General features: G+C 55.1%; 19 protein-coding genes and 3 tRNA genes. 9 read left to right on the top strand and 13 right to left on the bottom strand.

Features of this window, described 5'->3' with window-relative positions:
- Positions 1 to 62 precede the first annotated feature (62 nt).
- Positions 63 to 138: transfer RNA gene (locus tag I6J23_RS06690), tRNA-Lys, on the bottom strand.
- Between the two features lie 495 nt (positions 139 to 633).
- On the opposite strand from I6J23_RS06690, the gene I6J23_RS06685 reads away from it, so the two are divergent.
- On the top strand, positions 634 to 1,836 hold the full coding sequence (locus I6J23_RS06685; RefSeq protein ID WP_204581403.1) for a L,D-transpeptidase: 1,203 nt from the start codon (positions 634 to 636) through the stop codon (positions 1,834 to 1,836).
- A 241-nt stretch (positions 1,837 to 2,077) separates the two neighbouring features.
- Here I6J23_RS06685 and I6J23_RS06680 read toward each other — a convergent pair whose 3' ends face one another.
- The gene (locus I6J23_RS06680; protein WP_204581402.1) at positions 2,078 to 2,995 is read right to left on the bottom strand and encodes a Cof-type HAD-IIB family hydrolase; all 918 of its coding nucleotides are present in this window, start codon (positions 2,993 to 2,995) and stop codon (positions 2,078 to 2,080) included.
- Positions 2,996 to 3,144: 149 nt separating this feature from the next.
- On the opposite strand from I6J23_RS06680, the gene orn reads away from it, so the two are divergent.
- Positions 3,145 to 3,816 (top strand): oligoribonuclease, encoded by a 672-nt coding sequence (orn, locus tag I6J23_RS06675; protein WP_204581401.1) that lies wholly within the window; start codon positions 3,145 to 3,147, stop codon positions 3,814 to 3,816.
- Between the two features lie 92 nt (positions 3,817 to 3,908).
- Positions 3,909 to 3,984 (top strand) — tRNA-His (locus I6J23_RS06670).
- Between the two features lie 145 nt (positions 3,985 to 4,129).
- Here I6J23_RS06670 and I6J23_RS06665 read toward each other — a convergent pair.
- Positions 4,130 to 4,414 (bottom strand): DUF3618 domain-containing protein, encoded by a 285-nt coding sequence (locus I6J23_RS06665; protein ID WP_136662419.1) that lies wholly within the window; start codon positions 4,412 to 4,414, stop codon positions 4,130 to 4,132.
- Positions 4,415 to 4,703: 289 nt separating this feature from the next.
- Between I6J23_RS06665 and bcp the strand changes: the two genes are divergently transcribed.
- A complete protein-coding gene (gene bcp, locus I6J23_RS06660) occupies positions 4,704 to 5,231 on the top strand; it encodes a thioredoxin-dependent thiol peroxidase (protein ID WP_204581400.1) in 528 nt (175 codons plus the stop codon).
- Between the two features lie 81 nt (positions 5,232 to 5,312).
- Here bcp and I6J23_RS06655 read toward each other — a convergent pair whose 3' ends face one another.
- Entirely contained in the window at positions 5,313 to 6,191 is an 879-nt protein-coding gene (locus tag I6J23_RS06655; RefSeq protein ID WP_204581399.1) for a glutamine amidotransferase, read from the bottom strand.
- A 175-nt stretch (positions 6,192 to 6,366) separates the two neighbouring features.
- Here I6J23_RS06655 and I6J23_RS06650 point away from each other — a divergent pair, with 175 nt between their 5' ends.
- Positions 6,367 to 7,482: a DUF4272 domain-containing protein gene (locus I6J23_RS06650; RefSeq protein ID WP_204581398.1), complete on the top strand. Its 1,116-nt coding sequence runs from the start codon at positions 6,367 to 6,369 to the stop codon at positions 7,480 to 7,482.
- Positions 7,483 to 7,574: 92 nt separating this feature from the next.
- On the opposite strand, the gene I6J23_RS06645 is transcribed toward I6J23_RS06650, so the two are convergent.
- A tRNA-Leu gene (locus I6J23_RS06645) sits at positions 7,575 to 7,656 on the bottom strand.
- Positions 7,657 to 7,849: 193 nt separating this feature from the next.
- Between I6J23_RS06645 and I6J23_RS06640 the strand changes: the two genes are divergently transcribed.
- A complete protein-coding gene (locus I6J23_RS06640; RefSeq protein ID WP_239454859.1) occupies positions 7,850 to 8,347 on the top strand; it encodes a hypothetical protein in 498 nt (165 codons plus the stop codon).
- Between the two features lie 24 nt (positions 8,348 to 8,371).
- On the top strand, positions 8,372 to 8,836 hold the full coding sequence (locus tag I6J23_RS06635; RefSeq protein ID WP_412523808.1) for a DUF3817 domain-containing protein: 465 nt from the start codon (positions 8,372 to 8,374) through the stop codon (positions 8,834 to 8,836).
- A gap of 12 nt (positions 8,837 to 8,848) precedes the next feature.
- On the opposite strand, the gene I6J23_RS06630 is transcribed toward I6J23_RS06635, so the two are convergent.
- The 6 genes from I6J23_RS06630 to clpS form a co-directional block, all read right to left on the bottom strand.
- A complete protein-coding gene (locus I6J23_RS06630) occupies positions 8,849 to 9,652 on the bottom strand; it encodes a non-canonical purine NTP pyrophosphatase (protein ID WP_204581397.1) in 804 nt (267 codons plus the stop codon).
- Positions 9,653 to 9,718: 66 nt separating this feature from the next.
- The gene (gene rph, locus I6J23_RS06625; RefSeq protein ID WP_204581396.1) at positions 9,719 to 10,483 is read right to left on the bottom strand and encodes a ribonuclease PH; all 765 of its coding nucleotides are present in this window, start codon (positions 10,481 to 10,483) and stop codon (positions 9,719 to 9,721) included.
- 35 nt (positions 10,484 to 10,518) lie between these two features.
- On the bottom strand, positions 10,519 to 11,289 hold the full coding sequence (locus I6J23_RS06620; protein ID WP_204581395.1) for an MBL fold metallo-hydrolase: 771 nt from the start codon (positions 11,287 to 11,289) through the stop codon (positions 10,519 to 10,521).
- Between the two features lie 108 nt (positions 11,290 to 11,397).
- Positions 11,398 to 12,264, bottom strand: coding sequence for a glutamate racemase (gene murI, locus I6J23_RS06615; protein WP_204581394.1), 867 nt, complete (start codon positions 12,262 to 12,264; stop codon positions 11,398 to 11,400).
- The gene (locus I6J23_RS06610; RefSeq protein WP_204581393.1) at positions 12,261 to 12,818 is read right to left on the bottom strand and encodes a DUF2017 domain-containing protein; all 558 of its coding nucleotides are present in this window, start codon (positions 12,816 to 12,818) and stop codon (positions 12,261 to 12,263) included. The genes murI and I6J23_RS06610 overlap by 4 nt, the downstream gene beginning before the upstream one ends.
- Positions 12,819 to 12,891: 73 nt before the next feature.
- Positions 12,892 to 13,191 (bottom strand): ATP-dependent Clp protease adapter ClpS, encoded by a 300-nt coding sequence (gene clpS / locus I6J23_RS06605; RefSeq protein ID WP_041629461.1) that lies wholly within the window; start codon positions 13,189 to 13,191, stop codon positions 12,892 to 12,894.
- 134 nt (positions 13,192 to 13,325) lie between these two features.
- Here clpS and I6J23_RS06600 point away from each other — a divergent pair, with 134 nt between their 5' ends.
- Together I6J23_RS06600 and I6J23_RS06595 are read left to right on the top strand one after the other, a co-directional pair.
- Complete coding sequence (locus I6J23_RS06600; protein WP_204581392.1) at positions 13,326 to 14,654, top strand: nicotinate phosphoribosyltransferase; 1,329 nt, start codon at positions 13,326 to 13,328, stop codon at positions 14,652 to 14,654.
- A 111-nt stretch (positions 14,655 to 14,765) separates the two neighbouring features.
- Positions 14,766 to 16,679 carry an ATP-dependent DNA helicase gene (locus tag I6J23_RS06595; protein WP_204582964.1) on the top strand — a complete coding sequence of 638 codons (1,914 nt, stop codon included), beginning with the start codon at positions 14,766 to 14,768 and terminating at the stop codon, positions 16,677 to 16,679.
- Between the two features lie 23 nt (positions 16,680 to 16,702).
- On the opposite strand, the gene I6J23_RS06590 is transcribed toward I6J23_RS06595, so the two are convergent.
- Both I6J23_RS06590 and serB read right to left on the bottom strand, forming a co-directional pair.
- Positions 16,703 to 17,428 (bottom strand): aminoacyl-tRNA hydrolase, encoded by a 726-nt coding sequence (locus I6J23_RS06590; protein WP_204581391.1) that lies wholly within the window; start codon positions 17,426 to 17,428, stop codon positions 16,703 to 16,705.
- Positions 17,429 to 17,558: 130 nt separating this feature from the next.
- On the bottom strand, positions 17,559 to 18,842 hold the full coding sequence (gene serB, locus I6J23_RS06585) for a phosphoserine phosphatase SerB (protein WP_204581390.1): 1,284 nt from the start codon (positions 18,840 to 18,842) through the stop codon (positions 17,559 to 17,561).
- Positions 18,843 to 18,941 lie beyond the last annotated feature (99 nt).

Raw genomic sequence — 18,941 nt, 5'->3', positions numbered from 1 at the left:
TTGGACGCTTTTGGGCAAAAAATCCCCAGCTAGAGGCTTACATGCTGTTCTAGCTGGGGCTTTGGTGCGCCATCAGGGACTCGAACCCCGAACCCGCTGATTAAGAGTCAGCTGCTCTGCCAGTTGAGCTAATGGCGCAAAACAACGATCACTTTGGTGATACACGTCGCACTGAAGCAATACAAGAACCGGGTAACACCCCGGTGTTGCAACGAGGAAAAACTATAGCAACCTCTCACGCAACCAACAAATGTCCAGCTCATTACGATGTATACTGCAGACCGCAATACCTCATCGTGGGCAAACCTCGTACCGGCTAGGTAACCCATCTCGCCCGCGGGTAAGTCAACTGCCCGAGCAATCATGAGCCTCCGTTAGAGCGCTCGAACAACCACATTGAACTCCACACAAAGCGTTATGGAGTCGTTCAGGGATTGTTCCCAAGTTGTTACCGCGCAAACACCCCAATTCTTCACGATGTCGCTTAAAGTTCTCTAGTACGATAAGAATCAACTTTATGGACACATCACTAAAGACAAGTGATCCAGAAGGTGTAACGCGAGGATGCCTCGCTGATATATCGTGTATGAATGGCTGCACACGCAGCGAATGACGAATGTGTAAGGGTGGAAAATGCCACAACGTAGGTTCATGCGTAGCAGGCACGCACGCATGATCATTTCCGCTTTGGTGGTCACCGGAGTGATCGGAGTATCAGGTTGCACACTCCAAAAGGTTGAAAGCGGAAGTACGTCCAACAGAGCTAAAACCTCAGAGATGAAAGAGGACGCCAAGCCTGTTTCCAACATTTCCGACGGCGACACCGATGTTTCCGTAATCGATCCGGTCACCGTAAAGGCTGGCAGTAAACTATCCGACGTTTCGCTGACTTCGTCGGATGGGACAGAGGTTAAAGGTCAATCAGAAAACGACGGCAAGTCGTGGAAAACTGATGAAGACCTTGGCTACGGCAAAACCTATACCTTGACCGCAACAGCCAAAGACAAGAAGCTTAATTCGACGTTCACAACGGTGTCCCCAACGTATCCGATGTCGCCAACTATCACCCCTAGTGATGGCATGAAGGTCGGCGTTGGACAGCCCTTGAGTATCGACTTCGGCGATTACGTCACCAACAAGAAGAAGATCCAAGACAATGTTGAGGTCACCACAGAACCCCACGTCGACGGATCCTTCTATTGGGTGAACGAACGTCTTTTACGCTGGCGCCCCAAGGACTATTGGCAGCCTGGCACAAAGGTCACCGTCAAAACTAAGCTCTACGGTAAAGATCTCGGCGAAGGCTCCTATGTCAACGACGATGTCAGCACCAGCTTCACCATCGGTGATCAGATCATTGCCACTGCCGACGACAACACCAAAGAAATGGTTGTCAAGAAAAACGGCGAAGTCGTGAAAACCATGCCGATCTCCATGGGTTCATCCTCCTACCCAACCCCGAACGGTGTGTACTTCCTGGGAGACCACAACCCATCCATGATCATGGATTCCTCGACGTTCGGCCTACCGACCACGTCGGCCGGCGGATACCGCAGCACAGTGAACTACGCGACCCAGATGTCATTCTCCGGCATCTACGTCCACTCAGCACCGTGGTCGATCGCCCAACAGGGAAATACGAACGTTTCTCACGGTTGCCTGAACGTCAGTCCTGACAACGCGAAGTGGTTCCTTGAGAACACCACCATTGGTGACATTGTCGAGGTGAAGAACACGCAAGGTGGGCAGCTTTCTGGCACCGACGGACTCGGCGACTGGAACATTCCATACGACAAGATCGTGGAAAGCGGTAAAAACGGGTCAGTAGTCCAGTAATTGCCTATTGCCCTTCACGCTAATGATGGCCGACAGCTATGCCCCCTGGCTGCCGGCCATCATTGCATTCGTAAACCAATGCGGGCGCTCCCCACGCGCATCGTGCAGGCGCCCCCGCGTCGCCGGACCACGGGAAGTCCGACGCGAAATTAACGTCGCTTATAACCAACGATGTCTGTCGACGGGTAGGGTTCGTAGGCAGAAAACCGTCGATAAAGAGCAACACCCACCCTCAGGTGACCTAGTGATCCCCAGAGGTTCCGTCGAAAAGATAACGAAGAACCTGAACAACCCCCGCCTCCGTATTTGCGGGAGCATAGTAGTTAGCTTCCTTCATGATCGTGGGATGCGCGTTCTCCATAGCGAACGAATATTGTCCCTCAGCAATCATTTCGCGGTCATTGAGATAATCACCAAACACTACTGTCTGCTCACACGTCACCCCCAGGGCCTGCTGTAACCGACGCAGCGCCACCCCCTTATTCACGCTGCTATCCATGACGTCGATCCAATGCTGCCCGGACACCACCGGTCGGTAACGTTCATCAAGCGAGCCAAACACGCTTTCTGCCGCGGACTCGGCATCGTCGAAATCATAAATAGCGAATTTGAGAAAATCGTCCTCAACATCGGCAACATTGGAGACGACGTCTAACGACGCGTAGTACTTACGCGCTTCGGCCAGGAAAGCGTCGTCGTCCCTATCAACATATGCACCGTCTGCAGCACACATGACTAATCCCAGATTGCGCCCGTCATCCACTCCCCTACGGACAGCATGAATCACTTCTTGGGCAATCGATTCTGGAATGACGCTCTGCCACACTTTCTCACCCGAATGGATAACGAGGTTACCGTTTTCGGCGATGAAGTCGTTCGTTCGGGGCAGAGAAACCTCTGAGTGAGCACCTTTAACGTCTTCCACGCCTTCCACACCGCTATCGGCCGGCTGAAACATGTTAATTAACGTCGCTAATTGACGCCCACTAGCAGGTACGAACGTGACATTATGCTCAGTTAACAGTCTATATACCTCCCAAAATCCCTCGGGAAGTTGCGAATCACCATCCAACAGAGTGCCATCCATATCGCACACAACGAGGCGAATGTCGAGCTCACGGGGATCTATATCCCTCCACATAATTCCGCGATGCTGCATAATCCACAGCTTACGGAAAGGCTATGTCGAGCTGTCACCGTGTCCCGCACCGTCGGGCGGACTTTGCCACTAGGGCGAACTACACTAGCAGCCGTAAAGAGACCACACATCAATTGACGACAAACGGCACACGTAGGAGGGCAGCAATAATGACAGAACCCAACAGGTCAGACACCACCATAGAACCTTCCGCACACAAACCCGAGGACTCAAAGCTGGACCGCATTGTATGGATCGATTGCGAAATGACCGGCCTTGATCCCAGCACACATGTTCTTGTAGAAATCGCCGCCATCGTTACCGACGCGAACCTCACTATCCTTGACGAGGGCCTGGATATTGTCATTCACGCCACTGATGACGAGCTGGCGAAGATGGACGATTTTGTTACCCAGATGCACACCAAGAACGGCCTCACTGATGAGATCCGTCAGTCCCCTGTGTCCGTGGGTGAGGCAGAGAATGCGGTTCTCGATTACGTCAAGAAGTGGGTCAACGCGCCACGGACGGCACCGCTAGCAGGTAATTCCATCGCTAGTGACCGGAAATTCATTGCAGCTTACATGCCGACGCTGGACGAATTCTTGCACTACCGCATGATTGACGTCAGCTCCATTAAAGAACTTGCCCACCGTTGGTACCCCAAGGTGTATCAGAACCAGCCCAAGAAGGGACTGGCCCACAGAGCATTAGCCGACATCAAAGAGTCAATCAGAGAACTGGACTATTACCGCCGAGCCGTCTTCATCACAGATGATCAGGATGCCGACGAGCGAATCAAATCAGCGGCAGATGAGGCCTCTCGACGCTACCCGATTTAGCAGTTCACGACGTGATTTGGGAACTGCCCACCATCTGTTCTAGTATTTACAGCGCTGCGCAGCGTTCTTGTGAGAACAGCGTCGCAGCAATGGTGACTGTAGTTCAGCTGGTAGAGCACCAGGTTGTGATCCTGGGTGTCGCGGGTTCGAGCCCCGTCAGTCACCCCAACTAGTCCCTCCAGCACTTCGGTGCTGGAGGGACTTCCGTCATTCCGAGGCCGCTCTACGGTAAGAACCTCGCAGCCCCACACAAAAACGGCACAACAAAACCGCACTCCATGATGAAGTGCGGTTACTGTAAACCTGCTAAAGGCTAACTATTCCGGTGAGCCGACAGGAGCTTCTGGATTTCCTTAATCTCCTTGGATTGCTTCCTCTTGCTCCGCATTGTTAGCAGAACCACGCCAGCCACGGCAACGCCGATACCGATGAGGACTTTTTGAACCTTTGGGTCCTGAATCAGCGATGTTGCCTTTTCTTTGGCGTCGTCGGCAATCGTATTCGGGTTAGCCCGATCTGCAAGCTCATCGAGGGTGCTGGCTAATTGGCTACGAGTACGTTCAAGATCACTCTGGATTGCATCAATGCTGCGAGCCACAGGGTCTCCTTAATCCGGTCACGGATGCTAGTCCCACGGGCATTACATGGCCCACGAAATAGCACTTCTCTGCTCTTACTCTACGGTAATGGACAACCACAATGCACGACTAACCAGGGTGCGGCACTACCAAAATTTCGCAAAACAGAAAACCGTGTGTTCGCTCGTCAGAACCATGACACAGCCACTACGCGAAAAGCTCCCTACGCTGTATCCGGTCGGAGCGCACGCCCTCCCCCATGAGATGGATCGACCCTCGACGATCCACTTCCGGGTACTCTCAAAAACTATGAGTGATTCACAGTCACATACCCAGTCATCAACTGAGCACACCTCATCGGACCCACGGCGACTGGAGAAAGGCGATCCTGCGCCCCAGTTTTCGTTGACCTCAGACACGCAAACACAGGTGTCGCTGTCGGATTATTCGGGCAGAAAACTGCTGGCCTACTTCTATCCCCGCGCGAACACACCCGGATGCACTAAAGAAGCATGCGATTTCCGGGACAATCTTACTGTGCTTGCCGACGCGGGAATTGCCGTCGTCGGTATATCCCCCGATTCTCCTGACAAGCTCACGAAATTCAAGGAGAAGTACGAGCTGCCTTTCCCCTTGCTATCGGATCCTGACAAAGAAGTTATGAAAGTATGGGGCGCGTTCGGACCAAAGAAGAATTACGGCAAACTTATCCACGGTGTCATCCGCTCCACCTTCGTCGTTGGTGAAGATCAGACAATCGAGTTGGCAAAGTACAACGTCCGGGCTACCGGCCACGTTGTCCGCATTCTTAAAGATCTTGGCCTAAGCGATAAATAATTCGTGACGGTATTCGACCTCAAGGGTGCCCTACCCCGGCAGCATCTTTACCTCACGAGCCCGACTACTCCACGAGTGCTATTACTCCACAAGCCCAGCCCGGCGGAGCCATTCAGTCATCATCACTATCGACGCGCTCCTCAGAGCTTGTCCTTTGTTAGCCGCATCTCTACGTAGAGACACAATGTCAACCCCTTGGGCGCGCAGGTCACTCGTATGCCCTATTAACCACTTTTCGACGGCAGACGAGTCGAATTCCGGGTGGAATTGGAGGCCCAGCGCCCAGGCGTCAACCGCAAAGGCTTGATTGGGATATCCAGGCGTATTGGCGAGGTTCACCGCGCCCGGGGGCGTCGAAAAACAATCACCGTGCCAGTGGAGGACGTCAACGCCCGCAAGCGCTTTCAGAGGCGACTGAGCGCCATCCTCGGTGACGTTGAGAGGCGAAAACCCGATCTCCATGGCGCCGGGTGAACCGCCTAATCCGCTCCCCGCGGGTTTCACTTCGCCTCCCGCAGCTAGCGCCATCAGTTGAGCGCCCAGGCAGATTCCGATGATCGGCGCCTCCTGCGACATCCGTCGCTTGATCGCGCGTTCTTCGTCGACAAGAAATGGGTAAAGCTCTTTATCGTGAACACCGATGGGACCGCCGAGAACGATCAGTAAAGCTGCATTCATGGCTCGGGTTTCGTTAAGAGGATCGACGCCCATCTCGATGTAGGAAACTCGAAAGCCCAGTTGAGAGAGGGTTTCTTCCCAGGTTCCCAGGTCCTCAAACGCTAGATGTCGCAGAACGAGAACCTCGCGTGGTGATGCACCATGACTGGGGTCATCGTGAGTTGACTGTAATTGTTCCGAACCTTTATGTATTTTATGACCCTGTAACGGATCTTTCTGAGGATCAGCGCTGGTACATTCGCCGGACTCTGGATAAAAGTTCTGGGCGGAAGCCGTGTTCATGTGCTTATTCTAACCGCCAGAAGCTCTACTCTGGAGCGCACAGTGTATAGGAAATGCTCAGCGTGACGCATGCAGACGGGGCGAATCCGCATAAGAAAATGAAGAACGAGAATCGGAGATTATGATAATGGAAATTAATGCCTACTCCACTCTCACGGAATACAGTGAGCCACGGGTGGCATCTAGCCCTGTACAAAGCCAGGGTTTGCCCCATATCAATCCCACTAATTCTTCATCCGACTATCCGGTTGACTTAGAATCCTCGGACGTCACCGAATCCGACTCCGCCACATCAGAGGAACAGGATTCGAGCGATACCGAAGGTACCGAAAAGAGGTCGAGAAATCTCGATTATGAAGCGCTAAATACTTTTAGCGCTCACATTCACGAGCTTTACGAATACATTTTTTCTCGCTTTAACGTCAGCGCGGGAAGTGGGCAATTCCCTCAAGAAGCTTTAGATCTTCTGGAACACTTACGGTCAACGCAATGGCACTACAGTTTCGAAGCCAATGCATCAGACCCTTCCACTTATCGTCAGCTTTTGCAGTGGTCAGCACAAAACAATGCTGTGCTTCTTATGGAAGATGGGATGTTTATTGACCCCTCTGGACAGCCGTTGCTTCCTACGGCCAGTGTTACGACACTGGGGCATCCGCCCATTATTGACTCTGCTCAGGAGCGGTTTACAACAATTCAGCAACAGATTCGCGACAATATCGGCGTCGATATTCCCGATACTTTCACGCCTGTCCGCGCTCCGGAGGAACTCGCTATTAAACCGGCGAAGGACATTCAGCTGCGCGCTATTGCCCTGTGCATGGTCGCGGATTACGCGGATTCCGTTCTCCGTGGCGACCCCATTGACCCCTCTCTTATGGAGGAAACATCCCCCGAAGGGTTTGCCGCACGAACTAAAGAGGAGAAGAAGCTCTTCGAGACCGCGGATCCGGGGCTAGCAGAAAAGCTGTCCTGGCGAAGTGAGGCCGTCGGGGCGCTGACCTGGGCGCTCGGTCGATATGAACTGCCCTCGGCTTTCACTGGGGAGCCGACCGACGGTGCACAAGCATTTCCCACTGCCTTGGACATGGATGAGGCCCCAACTATCCGAGATATCGACGAGCTTCTCGACGCACAGCAGACGTACCGGAGCCTCATGGCTGCTGCGCGACGCGGGATGGTCAGAGGAACGAACTTTGACCCCAACAGCGGTATTGAACGTCTATGGGCCCTTAACTGGCTACTCGACGGACACACCCTGGAGTGGGACACCACCGACGTATCGGTGTAGCGGTTGCGGTCGTAAGAATCACGACCGAGTGAAACCCGTTCTGGAACATTAAAAATGCCCTCTCCCCTGGGGTATTAGGTAAGAGGGCTTAGTGCGCTTGGGGGGACTTGAACCCCCACGTCCGAAGACACTGGAACCTAAATCCAGCGCGTCTGCCAATTCCGCCACAAGCGCAAAGCACATGAAAACCCAACCAATCAACCACAGCACCACATGGTGCACCAGCTGGTGTGGGAATTCGGAGATGCGAGCCGACTGACCGACCCGAACATGCGCGACGTAATACTAGCTGACAATATCAGCCAAAGGAAACCTCCAGCACAAACGCCACTCACGCCCTGGCACAGCAACGGGTAGACTGTGGCACGTGAGTACAGAGGACAAAGCCGACCGCGTGCACGGGGATGACACCCTAACCAGTGCCGACGGAGGACAGCAAGAGGTGCACCCCCAGCACACGATGCCGTCCGTTCGGGTTCGCATTGTTCAAATCATTTTTCTCATTGCAGCAGTGGCCACGACCTTATTCCTAGCCCACTGGCAATGGGACCGGTACACGTCGGACTCGGGTACCGCTCAAAATCTTGGCTATGTTTTACAATGGCCAGCCATTGGGGCCTTTTTCATTATCGCGTATCGGAAGTACCTCCAGTACGAACGTGAGCTCGCGGAAGGTAATGCTGAACCCGGCGCGAGGCGTGAAACATCGCGTTCTCGCCGTAAGGGGTCGTCGCGCAAAGGAGTGGCAAACACACCCTCTCGCGAGGACGATGCTCCTATGCGGGAGATACCTGAGGATTTCTTGCCTCAGCGATCCCGCCCCCAGCCTGAGCAAACCCCGGAGCACCCCAAAAAAACTCATTAAACGTAGGTACGCAGGAATTTCACTATGACTAACAACACCCCTGTGAATGATGCACAGTCGACTGGTGAGCCCAATGACAATGCACGCCAAGCCGATGCACAATCATCCGACGCGACTCGCGCAACCAATCAACGACAACGCGACACGCCGCGGATTAATCCTGCTCGGCAGGCGCGGGTCGCTTCCGCACTAAAACGCTACTCAGTAGCCGCCTATGTAACAGGTGTGTGGCTGCTCCTCCTGTGCGTGGAGATAGTTTTCGACCACCTGATTCTTGATAATCCTCCCGACTGGTTCATGTACATCGGCATGGCCCACGGTTTCTTCTTCATGGTCTACCTCATCATGACGCTGGACCTCGGAACCAAAGCGCGGTGGAAGCCAGTCAAATGGCTCACCACATGCTTAGCAGGAACCGTCCCGTTCCTCTCTTTTGTGGTAGAAGCACGTCGTCGGCACGAGGTCCAGAAGACATTTAACCTCTCATAGCACCGCCAGTGCCTACATATCCCCTATTGATCGCAAAATCGGCACCAATTGAGCCAAAGCACGCCCTCGGTGTGATTGGGCATCCTTCTCTTCAGCGGATAGCTCGGCAGAGGTTCGCGGCGCAACATGGGGGCGTCGTCTCCTCACCGAATCATCCGACTGATTAACGCCTTCGGCATCCTCATTATCCGCATCCCTCGGAGAATGCTGAATATGAGCGCGCGTGTCTTCCTCCTCAGGAACAAAAATCGGGTCATAACCAAAGCCATTCGTGCCCCGAGGCTCACGAATAATGCGACCCCGCCACTGGCCGCGAACGACAAATTCGCCAGGTTCAGCGGCAGCCGAAAGAGAAACACCCTCACTGAACTTTCGTAGCGAAGGAACCGTAAGGCCTGCCGCCTTCGCCCGAGGCATCAAGCTCTTCGGAATAACCAAAGCGCATACCGAAACGAACGCAGCCCCACGTCGTTCATCGGGGACATCATTCATCTGCCCCAAAATCAGGTTCGTGTTGGCGTCATCATCGCCATGCCTACCTGACCACCGAGCCGAGAGCACCCCGGGCATGCCATTGAGCTCGTCGATACTCAAGCCTGAATCGTCGGCAATAGACACCAAATTAGTGTGATTGGCAGCTTCCCTAGCCTTCAACAGAGCATTATCACCGAACTTCCGGCCAGTCTCTGGGGCTTCAGGATACTCAACGACATCTTTCAGACTGAGCAACTCAATCCCAGCAACATGCCGCGTATCCAGAACCCTTTGGAGCTCTCTCAGTTTCTTAGCATTCCGACTGGCAACAAGGACCTGCACATTTCCTCCTCGTCCTTGGTTAAGCGCTCGCCTATAAAGCGCCCATCCTCTATTACGCGTTCTTCGTTACGCGTTCTTCCGGTTCGGTAAAGGCTTCGGATACGGCTTCGACAGAGCTTCCTTCTGAGCACTAATCAGCTCCGAACATCCTTTTTCTGCCGCATCCATAAACTGCATCAAATGCTCACGAGAAAATGTGCTGTGTTCCCCCGTGCCCTGGATCTCCACGAACTCGCCCGATTCCGTCATCACAACGTTCATATCGACCTCCGCACGCGAGTCCTCTTCATATGGCAGGTCCAGACACACATGCCCGTCGATAAGACCGACGGACACTGCAGCAACCGGGGGAAGCAGGGCATTCTTAGAAACCAGCCCCTCCGCTTCCAGGTAGGTCAACGCATCGGCGAGAGCAACATAGGCGCCGGTAATAGAGGCGGTCCGAGTACCACCATCCGCCTGAAGGACATCGCAATCCAAAGCAATGGTGTTCTCCCCCAGCGCTTTCAAATCGATGGCAGCTCGAAGCGAGCGCCCCACCAGACGGGAAATCTCATGCGTCCGCCCCTTGACCTTCCCCCGCATTGACTCGCGTGGCATCCGCTCCGCCGTCGCCGAGGGAAGCATCGAATACTCGGCCGTCAACCACCCTTCACCGCTGTCCTTTTTAAAACGAGGCACACGGTCCTCCACAGAGGCAGTACACATCACCCGCGTGTTTCCGAATTCCACTAAGACAGAACCAGCGGGATTCGTCGTAAAGCCACGAACAATACGAACAGGGCGCATTTCATCAAGGGCACGGCCATCAGCGCGTACAAAATCACTCATGGTCCCCACCCTACCGGTCCCCCCGGACACAACCGCTAAAACTCGTACGTCTTCTTCGGGGTGGCTACATCGATCTCACCCGAAAAATGGTCCTGAGCAGCACCAACAGTGGCCAGCGCATCGATCCATGGCGGGATGTGAGTCAAAATCAATCGCTCCACACCAGCCCGCGTTGCAGTCATCGCCGCCTCCGGGCCACTCATATGCATGTCAGGTGCTGCATTCTCCGACAACACTCCCCACGACGCCTCACATAAAAGCGTGTGCGCTCCCCGAGCCAACTGGATCAGCTGATCACAATAAGCGGTGTCCGCAGAAAACACCAAGGTGTGGCCGGTCTCACGTTCAACGGCCCGCAGCGCGTACGTCTCCGTCGGATGAATGACGCGTACCGGTGTGAAATCGAATGCCCCCACCGACTGAACAACACCCTCACGCCAACTATGGATGACGAAGCTATCTGAGAAATCGTCCACGTCACCTGGTGCATCGGCACTGGCTAGACCCAAATGCTCAGCAGAAAAGGCCGGACCGACGAAGGTATGTTTGGACTTCGCTGCTAATTGAGGATGGAACCGACGCCACACCAGCAGCGATGGAAAATCCAAGCAATGGTCAGCATGCAAGTGGGTAAAGACGATATGCGCTCGACCGGGGTCAGTAACCTGCGGGAGAACCCCCATCGCCCCGGGCCCCAGATCCATGATGACGGGATCCGACCCATCGTCCGGCGTCAATAAATAACTCGATGCCGGAGACTGCGGACCAGCGAGGCTTCCTGAAGAACCGATAATCGTCAACCGCATGTGTTTATAGTGCCAGACCAGCGCACATCATGGCGATTAAAGCTGCAATTTTGAGCGCTTTTGTCTCGATGATCACTCCGTCATCCGGGTGAGATGAAGATCACGGTTCTACATATCCGTCAGGCCTTCAACGTGACTCACTTGGGTGATCGACGGGCCCAAAAAACGCCTAGCTAGCCTGGCAAACCGATGGGGATCACCGGTCGACTCGAACGTCCGAACAGGTTCAGGGCCGGCATACTCATTCACCACGTTGGCATCAACCACGTCTAATGACTCCGCCTCAGGGTTCGCGTCATTAAACAAGTCCTCCTGATAAAGGACCCGCGGAACCTCCTTGCCTTCTTCCTCGGAGCTACTGACCAGGGTTACATTATCCCCCATCACCAGCTGAATCACCCCGGTAAGCAGCGGATAATGAGTACACCCCAACACCACAGTGTCGACGCCGACATCCTGCAAGGGCTCCAAATACGCCTCCGCTAAGCCCATGATCTGCCGCCCCGTCGTGATGCCACGCTCGACAAAGGGCACAAATTGGGGACAATCAACGGCATGGACTTCAATGTTCGGATCAAGATTCGCTATGCACCGCTGATACGCTCCCGACGCGATCGTTCCTGTCGTTCCAATCACCCCGACGCGGCCATTCCGCGTTGCTGCGACCGCGCGTCGCGAAGCCGGCTCGATCACCCCCACAACGGGGACGTCGTAAAGCTCCCGCGCTCTATCCAAAAACACCGACGCAGCCGTATTACACGCGATCACGATCATTTTGGCGCCACGGGCGACGAGGTCGTCGGCAATCGCCGTCGAATACCGGATAACATCTTCGCGGGGCTTGGGCCCATACGGGGCGTGCGCGGTATCTCCGACATACATGATTGACTCTGTCGGAGCTTGGTCCACAATCGTCCTAGCAACAGTTAAACCACCTACCCCGGAATCAAAGACTCCGATAGGGCTATTTTTCATGAGCGCCACGCTTCAAGTAGGGACTCCTGGCACACCGCTAGCCATTCGACGAAATTTCGATCAAACCCTACGTCGGGGCCAGCTTCGGGCAAATGCCCCTCGTCGTCGATAAAGGCTGCGGCCTTATAGATGCGGATATCGTTGAGGCCGGCTAACCACTGTGGAACGTCGTCATAGGTTAACGAGACATTTACCGAACCATCCGGCCCTAAAGCGTCGACTATATAACGAAGATTAGTGAGCTTCTGGGAAATAATATCCGGTTCATGGAGTTGACGGAGCATCCCATTATCGCCCTCAAACTCTTCGGCTTCCGACGTTTCAAAGTCGGGAAGCAGCCGCGCCAAACCTGGATCCCCCGGTTTTTCGGAGTGGCCCGAACTGATCCCCGTCATTTCCTCGAGGACGTCCTTGGGAGCACTTCTCTGGCGTTCAATTAATGCATTGCACAGGTCTGCCGCCGCGTCGCCCAGAAGTTCCCGCTCCATGGGTTCAAAGGTCGTGTTAATTGTCCTCTTCTTCAGCAACCCTTTACGGGGTTTCCACGGCTCCACAGCTTATCCCTCACGTGATTCGTCGGTACGTCTTACGAAGCAGATACAACTCAAGGCAGCTTACCGCCTAGCTTTAGCCCTCAGAACGCTGCATGGTGGCCCATAAACCCGCGGTCTGCAGCTTTTTGACATCGACTTCTACCTTATCGCGCTCCCCCGACGACACGACTGCCTTGCCCTCCGTATGTACTTTCATCATCAACTCCGTCGCTCGAGCACGCCCGTAGCCCAGCACAGTTTCAAACACATACGTGACATAACTCATCAGATTGACGGGGTCATCCCATACAATGCACAGCCATGGGAGATCAGGTTCCGTCATCGTCTGTGTGTCTGTTTCGGGGGTAGCTAAGGGAGCTGCGGCAGGACTCATGGTGTCCACTTTAGCCAGAAACCGTGCCGACTCACAGGAACCCAGCGAACCATACCGACGTCTCACACCGCGACTAGGTAGATGGGTTCTCCATTCATATACGTTTGTCCCCGGCACCCACTATTATGATCGCCATGAACGCTTCCCACCCCCAGGACACCACTCGACGCTCCAGCGCACTGCTCACCGACAAGTACGAACTCACAATGCTCGACGCTGCCATTCAAGATGGTACAGCAGATCGACAGGTGAGTTTCGAAGTTTTCGCCAGACGACTACCCGGGCAACGTCGGTACGGAGTTGTTGCGGGCACTGACCGGGTTTTACGCACTGTTCGCGATTTCGTTTTTACCGACGAACAACTCGCTTACCTTGATTTCCTCAGCGATGACACAATTGAATACCTGCGTAATTACCGTTTCTCAGGCCATATTGACGGGTACTGCGAAGGCGAACTCTATTTCCCGTATTCCCCCATTTTGACGGTCCGCGGGACGTTCGCTGAGTGCGTGGTGCTGGAAACAGTCATTCTATCCATCATGAACGCGGACTCCGCCGTCGCAACGGCAGCAGCACGGATGGTTACCGCCGCGGAGGGGCGCCCCATTATGGAGATGGGATCCCGACGCACGCACGAATATGCTGCCGTTACAGCCACCCGCGCCGCCTATCTCGCAGGCTTCTCGTCCACCAGTAACTTGGAGGCAGCGTACCGCTACAACATCCCCTCAGCGGGAACGGCAGCACACGCATGGACTTTGGCGCATACCACCAGCGACGGTGCCCATGAGGACGAAGCATTCCGCACGCAGATCGAGACTCTCGGCATAGGAACGACACTTCTTGTCGACACGTACGACATTGCCGCCGGCGTGCGCACCGCCATCGATGTAGCAGGCACTGACCTGGGAGGCATTAGGATTGACTCTGGCGAGCTGGGCGTTTTGGCACGCCAGGTCCGCGACCAGTTAGATTCCTTGGGAGCGACGAATACCAAGATTGTGGTGTCCTCTGACCTCGATGAATTCGCGATCGCTGCGCTGCGTTCCGAGCCAGTCGACGCGTATGGCGTCGGCACGTCTGTGGTGACCGGTTCTGGTCATCCTACCGCCGAAATGGTGTACAAGCTCGTTGAGGTCGACGGTATTCCTGTGGCGAAACGGTCAAGCCACAAGATCTCTCATGGGGGTACCAAACGTGCATATCGTGCCGTCCGAGAATCTGGAACCGCAGTTGAGGAAGTTATTACCCATTTCGACGACGACGCGCCGAAGCTATATAACGGCCTGCATGCGCGCCCGCTGACTGTGGCCCTCATGCGCGACGGAGAAATGACAGGCAATCTCCCTTCCCTCGAGGCTTGCCGCGAGTACCTCTCTCAAGCGCTTATCACGTTGCCATGGGAGGGGCTCGCCCTGTCCGCCGATGAGCCGGCTATTTCCACGCGTTTCGTCGGGTTCTAGGCGGCTCACCAGACACATATGGGTGCACATACTCCTAAAGCCGATACTCAACCGAACAGTGATGATGAGAAGTACGACGCTGAACGCTTACTCGACACCGTTGTCACTGCGATGGGAGGTGCCCGGCGCGACGGTCAATCCCGTATGACCTCATCCATCCAAAAAGCAATCAGGATGGAAAAGCATCTAGCGGTGCAGGCAGGTACCGGAACTGGTAAGTCGTTGGCTTACCTTATTCCGGCGATCGCACATGCCGTCGAAACGGATACCACGATCGTCGTGTCGACAGCGACGATCGCGTTGCAACGCCAGCTGATTTCCCGAGACCTTCCCCGCATCGCAGCGGCATTGAAACCGGAGCTGGGTGAGATCAACTTCGCTATCCTCAAAGGACGGTCTAATTACCTGTGTCTCAACAAGCTCGGCGTCGAGGATGACAGCGAAAGTCCACTGATAGATCCCGGTCAGATTTCGCGCGTCGGACGGCAGGTCAAGGAATTGCACGAATGGGCATCTGACACCGACGACGGCGACCGCGACAGCTTGGAGAGCAGTGTTTCAGATCTGGCGTGGAAGCAAGTCAGTGTGACAGCAAGTGAGTGCATTGGTGCGTCGCGGTGCCCACATGGCGAGGATTGTTTCGCGGAGCGTGCGCGCGCTAAAACGCGTGACGCACATGTCATCGTCACGAACCACGCCCTGCTCGCCATCGATGCTTTGTCCGACGGGCATATCCTGCCCGAACATGACATCGTTATTGTCGACGAGGCGCACGAACTGGACGGGCGTATCACGTCGGTGGCAACGCAGGAGCTGGCAGCACCGGGGATGAGGGCGACGGCACGTCGTGTCGCCAAGTTTGATGACGAGGCGTCATCGTCGCTGATGAATAGCATTGACGATTGGCAGTCGTACGTCGACGCTGTTGTTGATGACGGGCGGTGGAAACCATTTCCGGATGACGCTGCCGCCAATGTGGAGGATTTGCGCAAACATATCAACACCGCGTTTACGGCGGTGCATAGTGTGTCCTCCGATTCCCTGTCGAATGATCCGGAGAAGGCGGCGGAGCGGCAAGCTGTGCTCTCGGCTCTGGATGAGCTGCAGAATACGTGCACGCGGATTCTTTCGTATGGCAATCAACTCGCGCAACAAGGTCGCAGTACCTCCCTCGAACCGGACGATGTGGTGTGGAAAGAGAATGGGGAAAACGGCAGAGTCATGGTGGCGCCCCTCTCGGTCGCGCCGCTGCTAAGCAAGAATCTTTTCGACGCCAATACCGTGATCCTGACCTCCGCAACGCTGGCCCTTGGTGGGAAGTTTGATGCCATGGCAGCGCAGTGGGGTTTGCGCAAAAACACCTACACCACGCTCGACGTAGGGACACCTTTTGATGCACGGCGCTCGGGAATCCTTTATGTGGCAGACCACTTACCTCCTCCCGGCCGCGACGGCATGCCGCACCAGGCTGTCGAGGAAATGCGCACCCTCATCACCGCGGCTGGTGGAAGGACACTGGGCTTATTTTCGTCCCGGCGCGCGGCCGATGCTGCCGCACACGCCATGCGGGAAGTTTTGCCCTTCGACATTTATTGCCAAGGTGAGGACTCGATAGGCGCGCTGGTCACCTCATTTTCCAACAATGAGAACTCAGTGTTGTTTGGCACGTTGTCGTTATGGCAAGGCGTTGATGTCCCCGGCCCATCGTTATCTTTGGTTATTATCGACAGACTTCCGTTTCCACGGCCCGATGATCCCCTTCTAAAAGCTCGTGCCGACGCGGCCAACGCGGCAGGACGCAACGGGTTTATGGAGGTATCGGCAGCGCACGCGGCACTTCTTATGGCACAAGGATCCGGGCGGCTGCTGCGGGCCATCGATGATCGCGGGGTCGTCGCTGTTCTGGATCCCAGGCTCGCCACCAAACGCTATGGCTCATTTATCGCAGCATCCATGCCGGATCTGTGGCGCACAACCTCGCTAGAACAAACGCGAGATGCACTCAGGCGGCTTGTTAAGAAATAGGTGCGTCATGACGGTTGTTTCCCCTACGCCTCAGGGTCGAAGGCGACCGCGGTTCTACTACCGGGCGCTACTTCAGTGAAGCCGGCATCGACCACCTCAACATAGTGGCCCGCCCCATGGCGACGAGCAGCCGCCTCCAGTTCACTACTCGGCACCTCTACGATGGTGAATCGCGGGTCATGAAGCCACCGTTCAACGGTGGGGAACGCAGTATGAGCAGCCCATAGCATCGCAGCATGCCCCACCTGAGCTGCAGCTTTTCCGACTGACATCTCCAAGTCCTCGTTCAGTGCAATGGTTGGCCGCAAACATTCACTGCCATCTATACGTTCAGGCTGAGGAGCGTCGTCACGCGGAAGATCAGTGCCGGAAATCTGCAGTTTTCCAATTCTCGGGTCAACATCGCGGACCGGACCGGGGAGAAAAGCACGCGCAGACGACGCGCCAACCGTGACTGTTACTCCCAGAATATCCTGCACTTTCGACCACTGCCCCGACGTCCGAGCACGTCGTGCGATTTTCCGAATCCGCGCTCCGTACCACCGGGATAACGATTCCCTCCATAGTCCGTCGCGTCCAGCACGAGGGTCAAGACACACCAGTACCGACGCTAACGCTGCGGCCTCCAAGAGTTCCCGCCGACGCGGCGGCGACGATTTGGGCATGTTCAACACGATTGGCATCGCTTGAACAGTGTTTGGGTTATGGGGATCTTCCCTATCGGGCTGGTTAGCACCGTCATCGAACATTGAGGCTAACAGTGAATATGCGTGTCTGACGCCGGATGTTGAGCTGTTCTCCCTTGTTTTCGACGCATCTGACTCCAGTACATCTACCCTAGACGTATCGTTGACTGCGCATTCCGTGTGCCCGTCACCATCAGTCACAACGTGCCTCCTGAGACGTCGTTTTTTCGTCGGATGCCTTATCAGCATTTTCTTTGTCTTCGGAAGCCGCATCAATGTCGTCGCGGTCGATGCCCAAAATACTCAATACTTCATCGAGGAACGGGAAGTTCACGGAGGCGTCAGCTACCTCTTGCAAAGCTTTCTTGGCGTTAAAGGCGATACCGAGCCCCGCCGCAGACAACATGTCGATATCATTTGCGCCGTCCCCCACAGCAACGGTCTGGTACATTGCTAATCCCGATGTTGCGGCGAACTCCTTGAGGTATCGGGCTTTAGCTTCTCGACCCACGATATCGCCGACGACTTTTCCGGTCAGCTTGCCATCGACAATCTCTAAAGTGTTGGCCCGGACGAAATCAATGTCGAGGTCGTCAATCATTGGTTGAATAACCTGGATAAACCCCCCTGAGACGACCGCCGTTCGGTATCCCATACGCTTGAGGGTCCGGATAGTCGTTCGGGCTCCAGGTGTGAGGACAATGTTTTTCGCGACGTCGTCGATGACCGCGCTGTCTAAACCGCGGAGGGTAGCGACGCGCTCCCGTAATGATTCTTCGAAGTCGATTTCTCCCCGCATGGCCCGCGCCGTCACTTCTGCTACTTCTTGTTCTCTGCCTGCGTGGGCTGCCAACATTTCGATGACTTCACCCCGAATTAACGTCGAATCGCAATCGAAGCAGATCAGGCGCTTAGACCGACGGGCCAAGCCCGCGCGCTCAATAGCAATGTCGACACCGATCCGAGTGCTGAGCTCAGCGAGAGCTTTGCGGAGCGCAATACTACCGCCGGGTCGGGGATCCCGCACCGACACTTTAAGCTCAACACCAGTCACTGGATAATCAGAAATACCCCGGTAGGTATCAATATTCGCCCCGTAATCAGCGAGAACTTGCCCAATCTGTGAAATATGCTCCGCAGTAACTGGACTACCTAATACAACGACGGCATGGCTGGAATATGGGCGTGATGGTACAGCCTGATCATCAAATTCAATCTCGACGGTGCAGTCATAGGTGGCTAGCGTTTCGACAAGATCGTCACGCAATCGTCCTATTTTGTGAGGTGGGCATCCGACGAGTGCCGCCAGGGATAGGTGACCACGGAAGATGGACTGTTCGATGTCGAGCAATTGGCTGCCATGTGCAGCGAGAACACGAAACAGAGCCGCACTGACACCTGGGCGGTCGGGGCCGGAGGCGATGACGACGGCGGGGCGAAAGCCGTCGATGAGATTAATGGAGAGCTTGGGGGCCATGGTCTACTTCAGGTGCTCCTATGCGTCGATGGAGAGGCGGGCATTTTACAGATGAGCGATGCTGATGGGCTTTAAAACCGATTTGGAACTATGCCTATG

It is taken from the genome of Corynebacterium kroppenstedtii (assembly GCF_016894245.1).
GTDB lineage: Bacteria > Actinomycetota > Actinomycetes > Mycobacteriales > Mycobacteriaceae > Corynebacterium.
Note: the sequence above shows the minus strand (reverse complement) of the source record. Positions and strands in the feature narration are given on the sequence as shown.

What these genes read in the sequence shown, in the direction of transcription:
- I6J23_RS06685 (WP_204581403.1), top strand. Translation starts at nt 634, where the DNA reads ATGCCACAACGTAGGTTCATGCGTAGCAGGCACGCACGCATGATCATT.
- bcp (WP_204581400.1), top strand. Translation starts at nt 4,704, where the DNA reads ATGAGTGATTCACAGTCACATACCCAGTCATCAACTGAGCACACCTCA.
- I6J23_RS06590 (WP_204581391.1), bottom strand. Translation starts at nt 17,428, where the DNA reads ATGTTCGATGACGGTGCTAACCAGCCCGATAGGGAAGATCCCCATAAC.
- I6J23_RS06595 (WP_204582964.1), top strand. Translation starts at nt 14,766, where the DNA reads ATGGGAGGTGCCCGGCGCGACGGTCAATCCCGTATGACCTCATCCATC.
- orn (WP_204581401.1), top strand. Translation starts at nt 3,145, where the DNA reads ATGACAGAACCCAACAGGTCAGACACCACCATAGAACCTTCCGCACAC.
- I6J23_RS06655 (WP_204581399.1), bottom strand. Translation starts at nt 6,191, where the DNA reads ATGAACACGGCTTCCGCCCAGAACTTTTATCCAGAGTCCGGCGAATGT.
- I6J23_RS06600 (WP_204581392.1), top strand. Translation starts at nt 13,326, where the DNA reads ATGAACGCTTCCCACCCCCAGGACACCACTCGACGCTCCAGCGCACTG.
- I6J23_RS06635 (WP_412523808.1), top strand. Translation starts at nt 8,372, where the DNA reads ATGACTAACAACACCCCTGTGAATGATGCACAGTCGACTGGTGAGCCC.
- rph (WP_204581396.1), bottom strand. Translation starts at nt 10,483, where the DNA reads ATGAGTGATTTTGTACGCGCTGATGGCCGTGCCCTTGATGAAATGCGC.
- I6J23_RS06680 (WP_204581402.1), bottom strand. Translation starts at nt 2,995, where the DNA reads ATGCAGCATCGCGGAATTATGTGGAGGGATATAGATCCCCGTGAGCTC.
- serB (WP_204581390.1), bottom strand. Translation starts at nt 18,842, where the DNA reads ATGGCCCCCAAGCTCTCCATTAATCTCATCGACGGCTTTCGCCCCGCC.
- murI (WP_204581394.1), bottom strand. Translation starts at nt 12,264, where the DNA reads ATGAAAAATAGCCCTATCGGAGTCTTTGATTCCGGGGTAGGTGGTTTA.
- clpS (WP_041629461.1), bottom strand. Translation starts at nt 13,191, where the DNA reads ATGAGTCCTGCCGCAGCTCCCTTAGCTACCCCCGAAACAGACACACAG.
- I6J23_RS06620 (WP_204581395.1), bottom strand. Translation starts at nt 11,289, where the DNA reads ATGCGGTTGACGATTATCGGTTCTTCAGGAAGCCTCGCTGGTCCGCAG.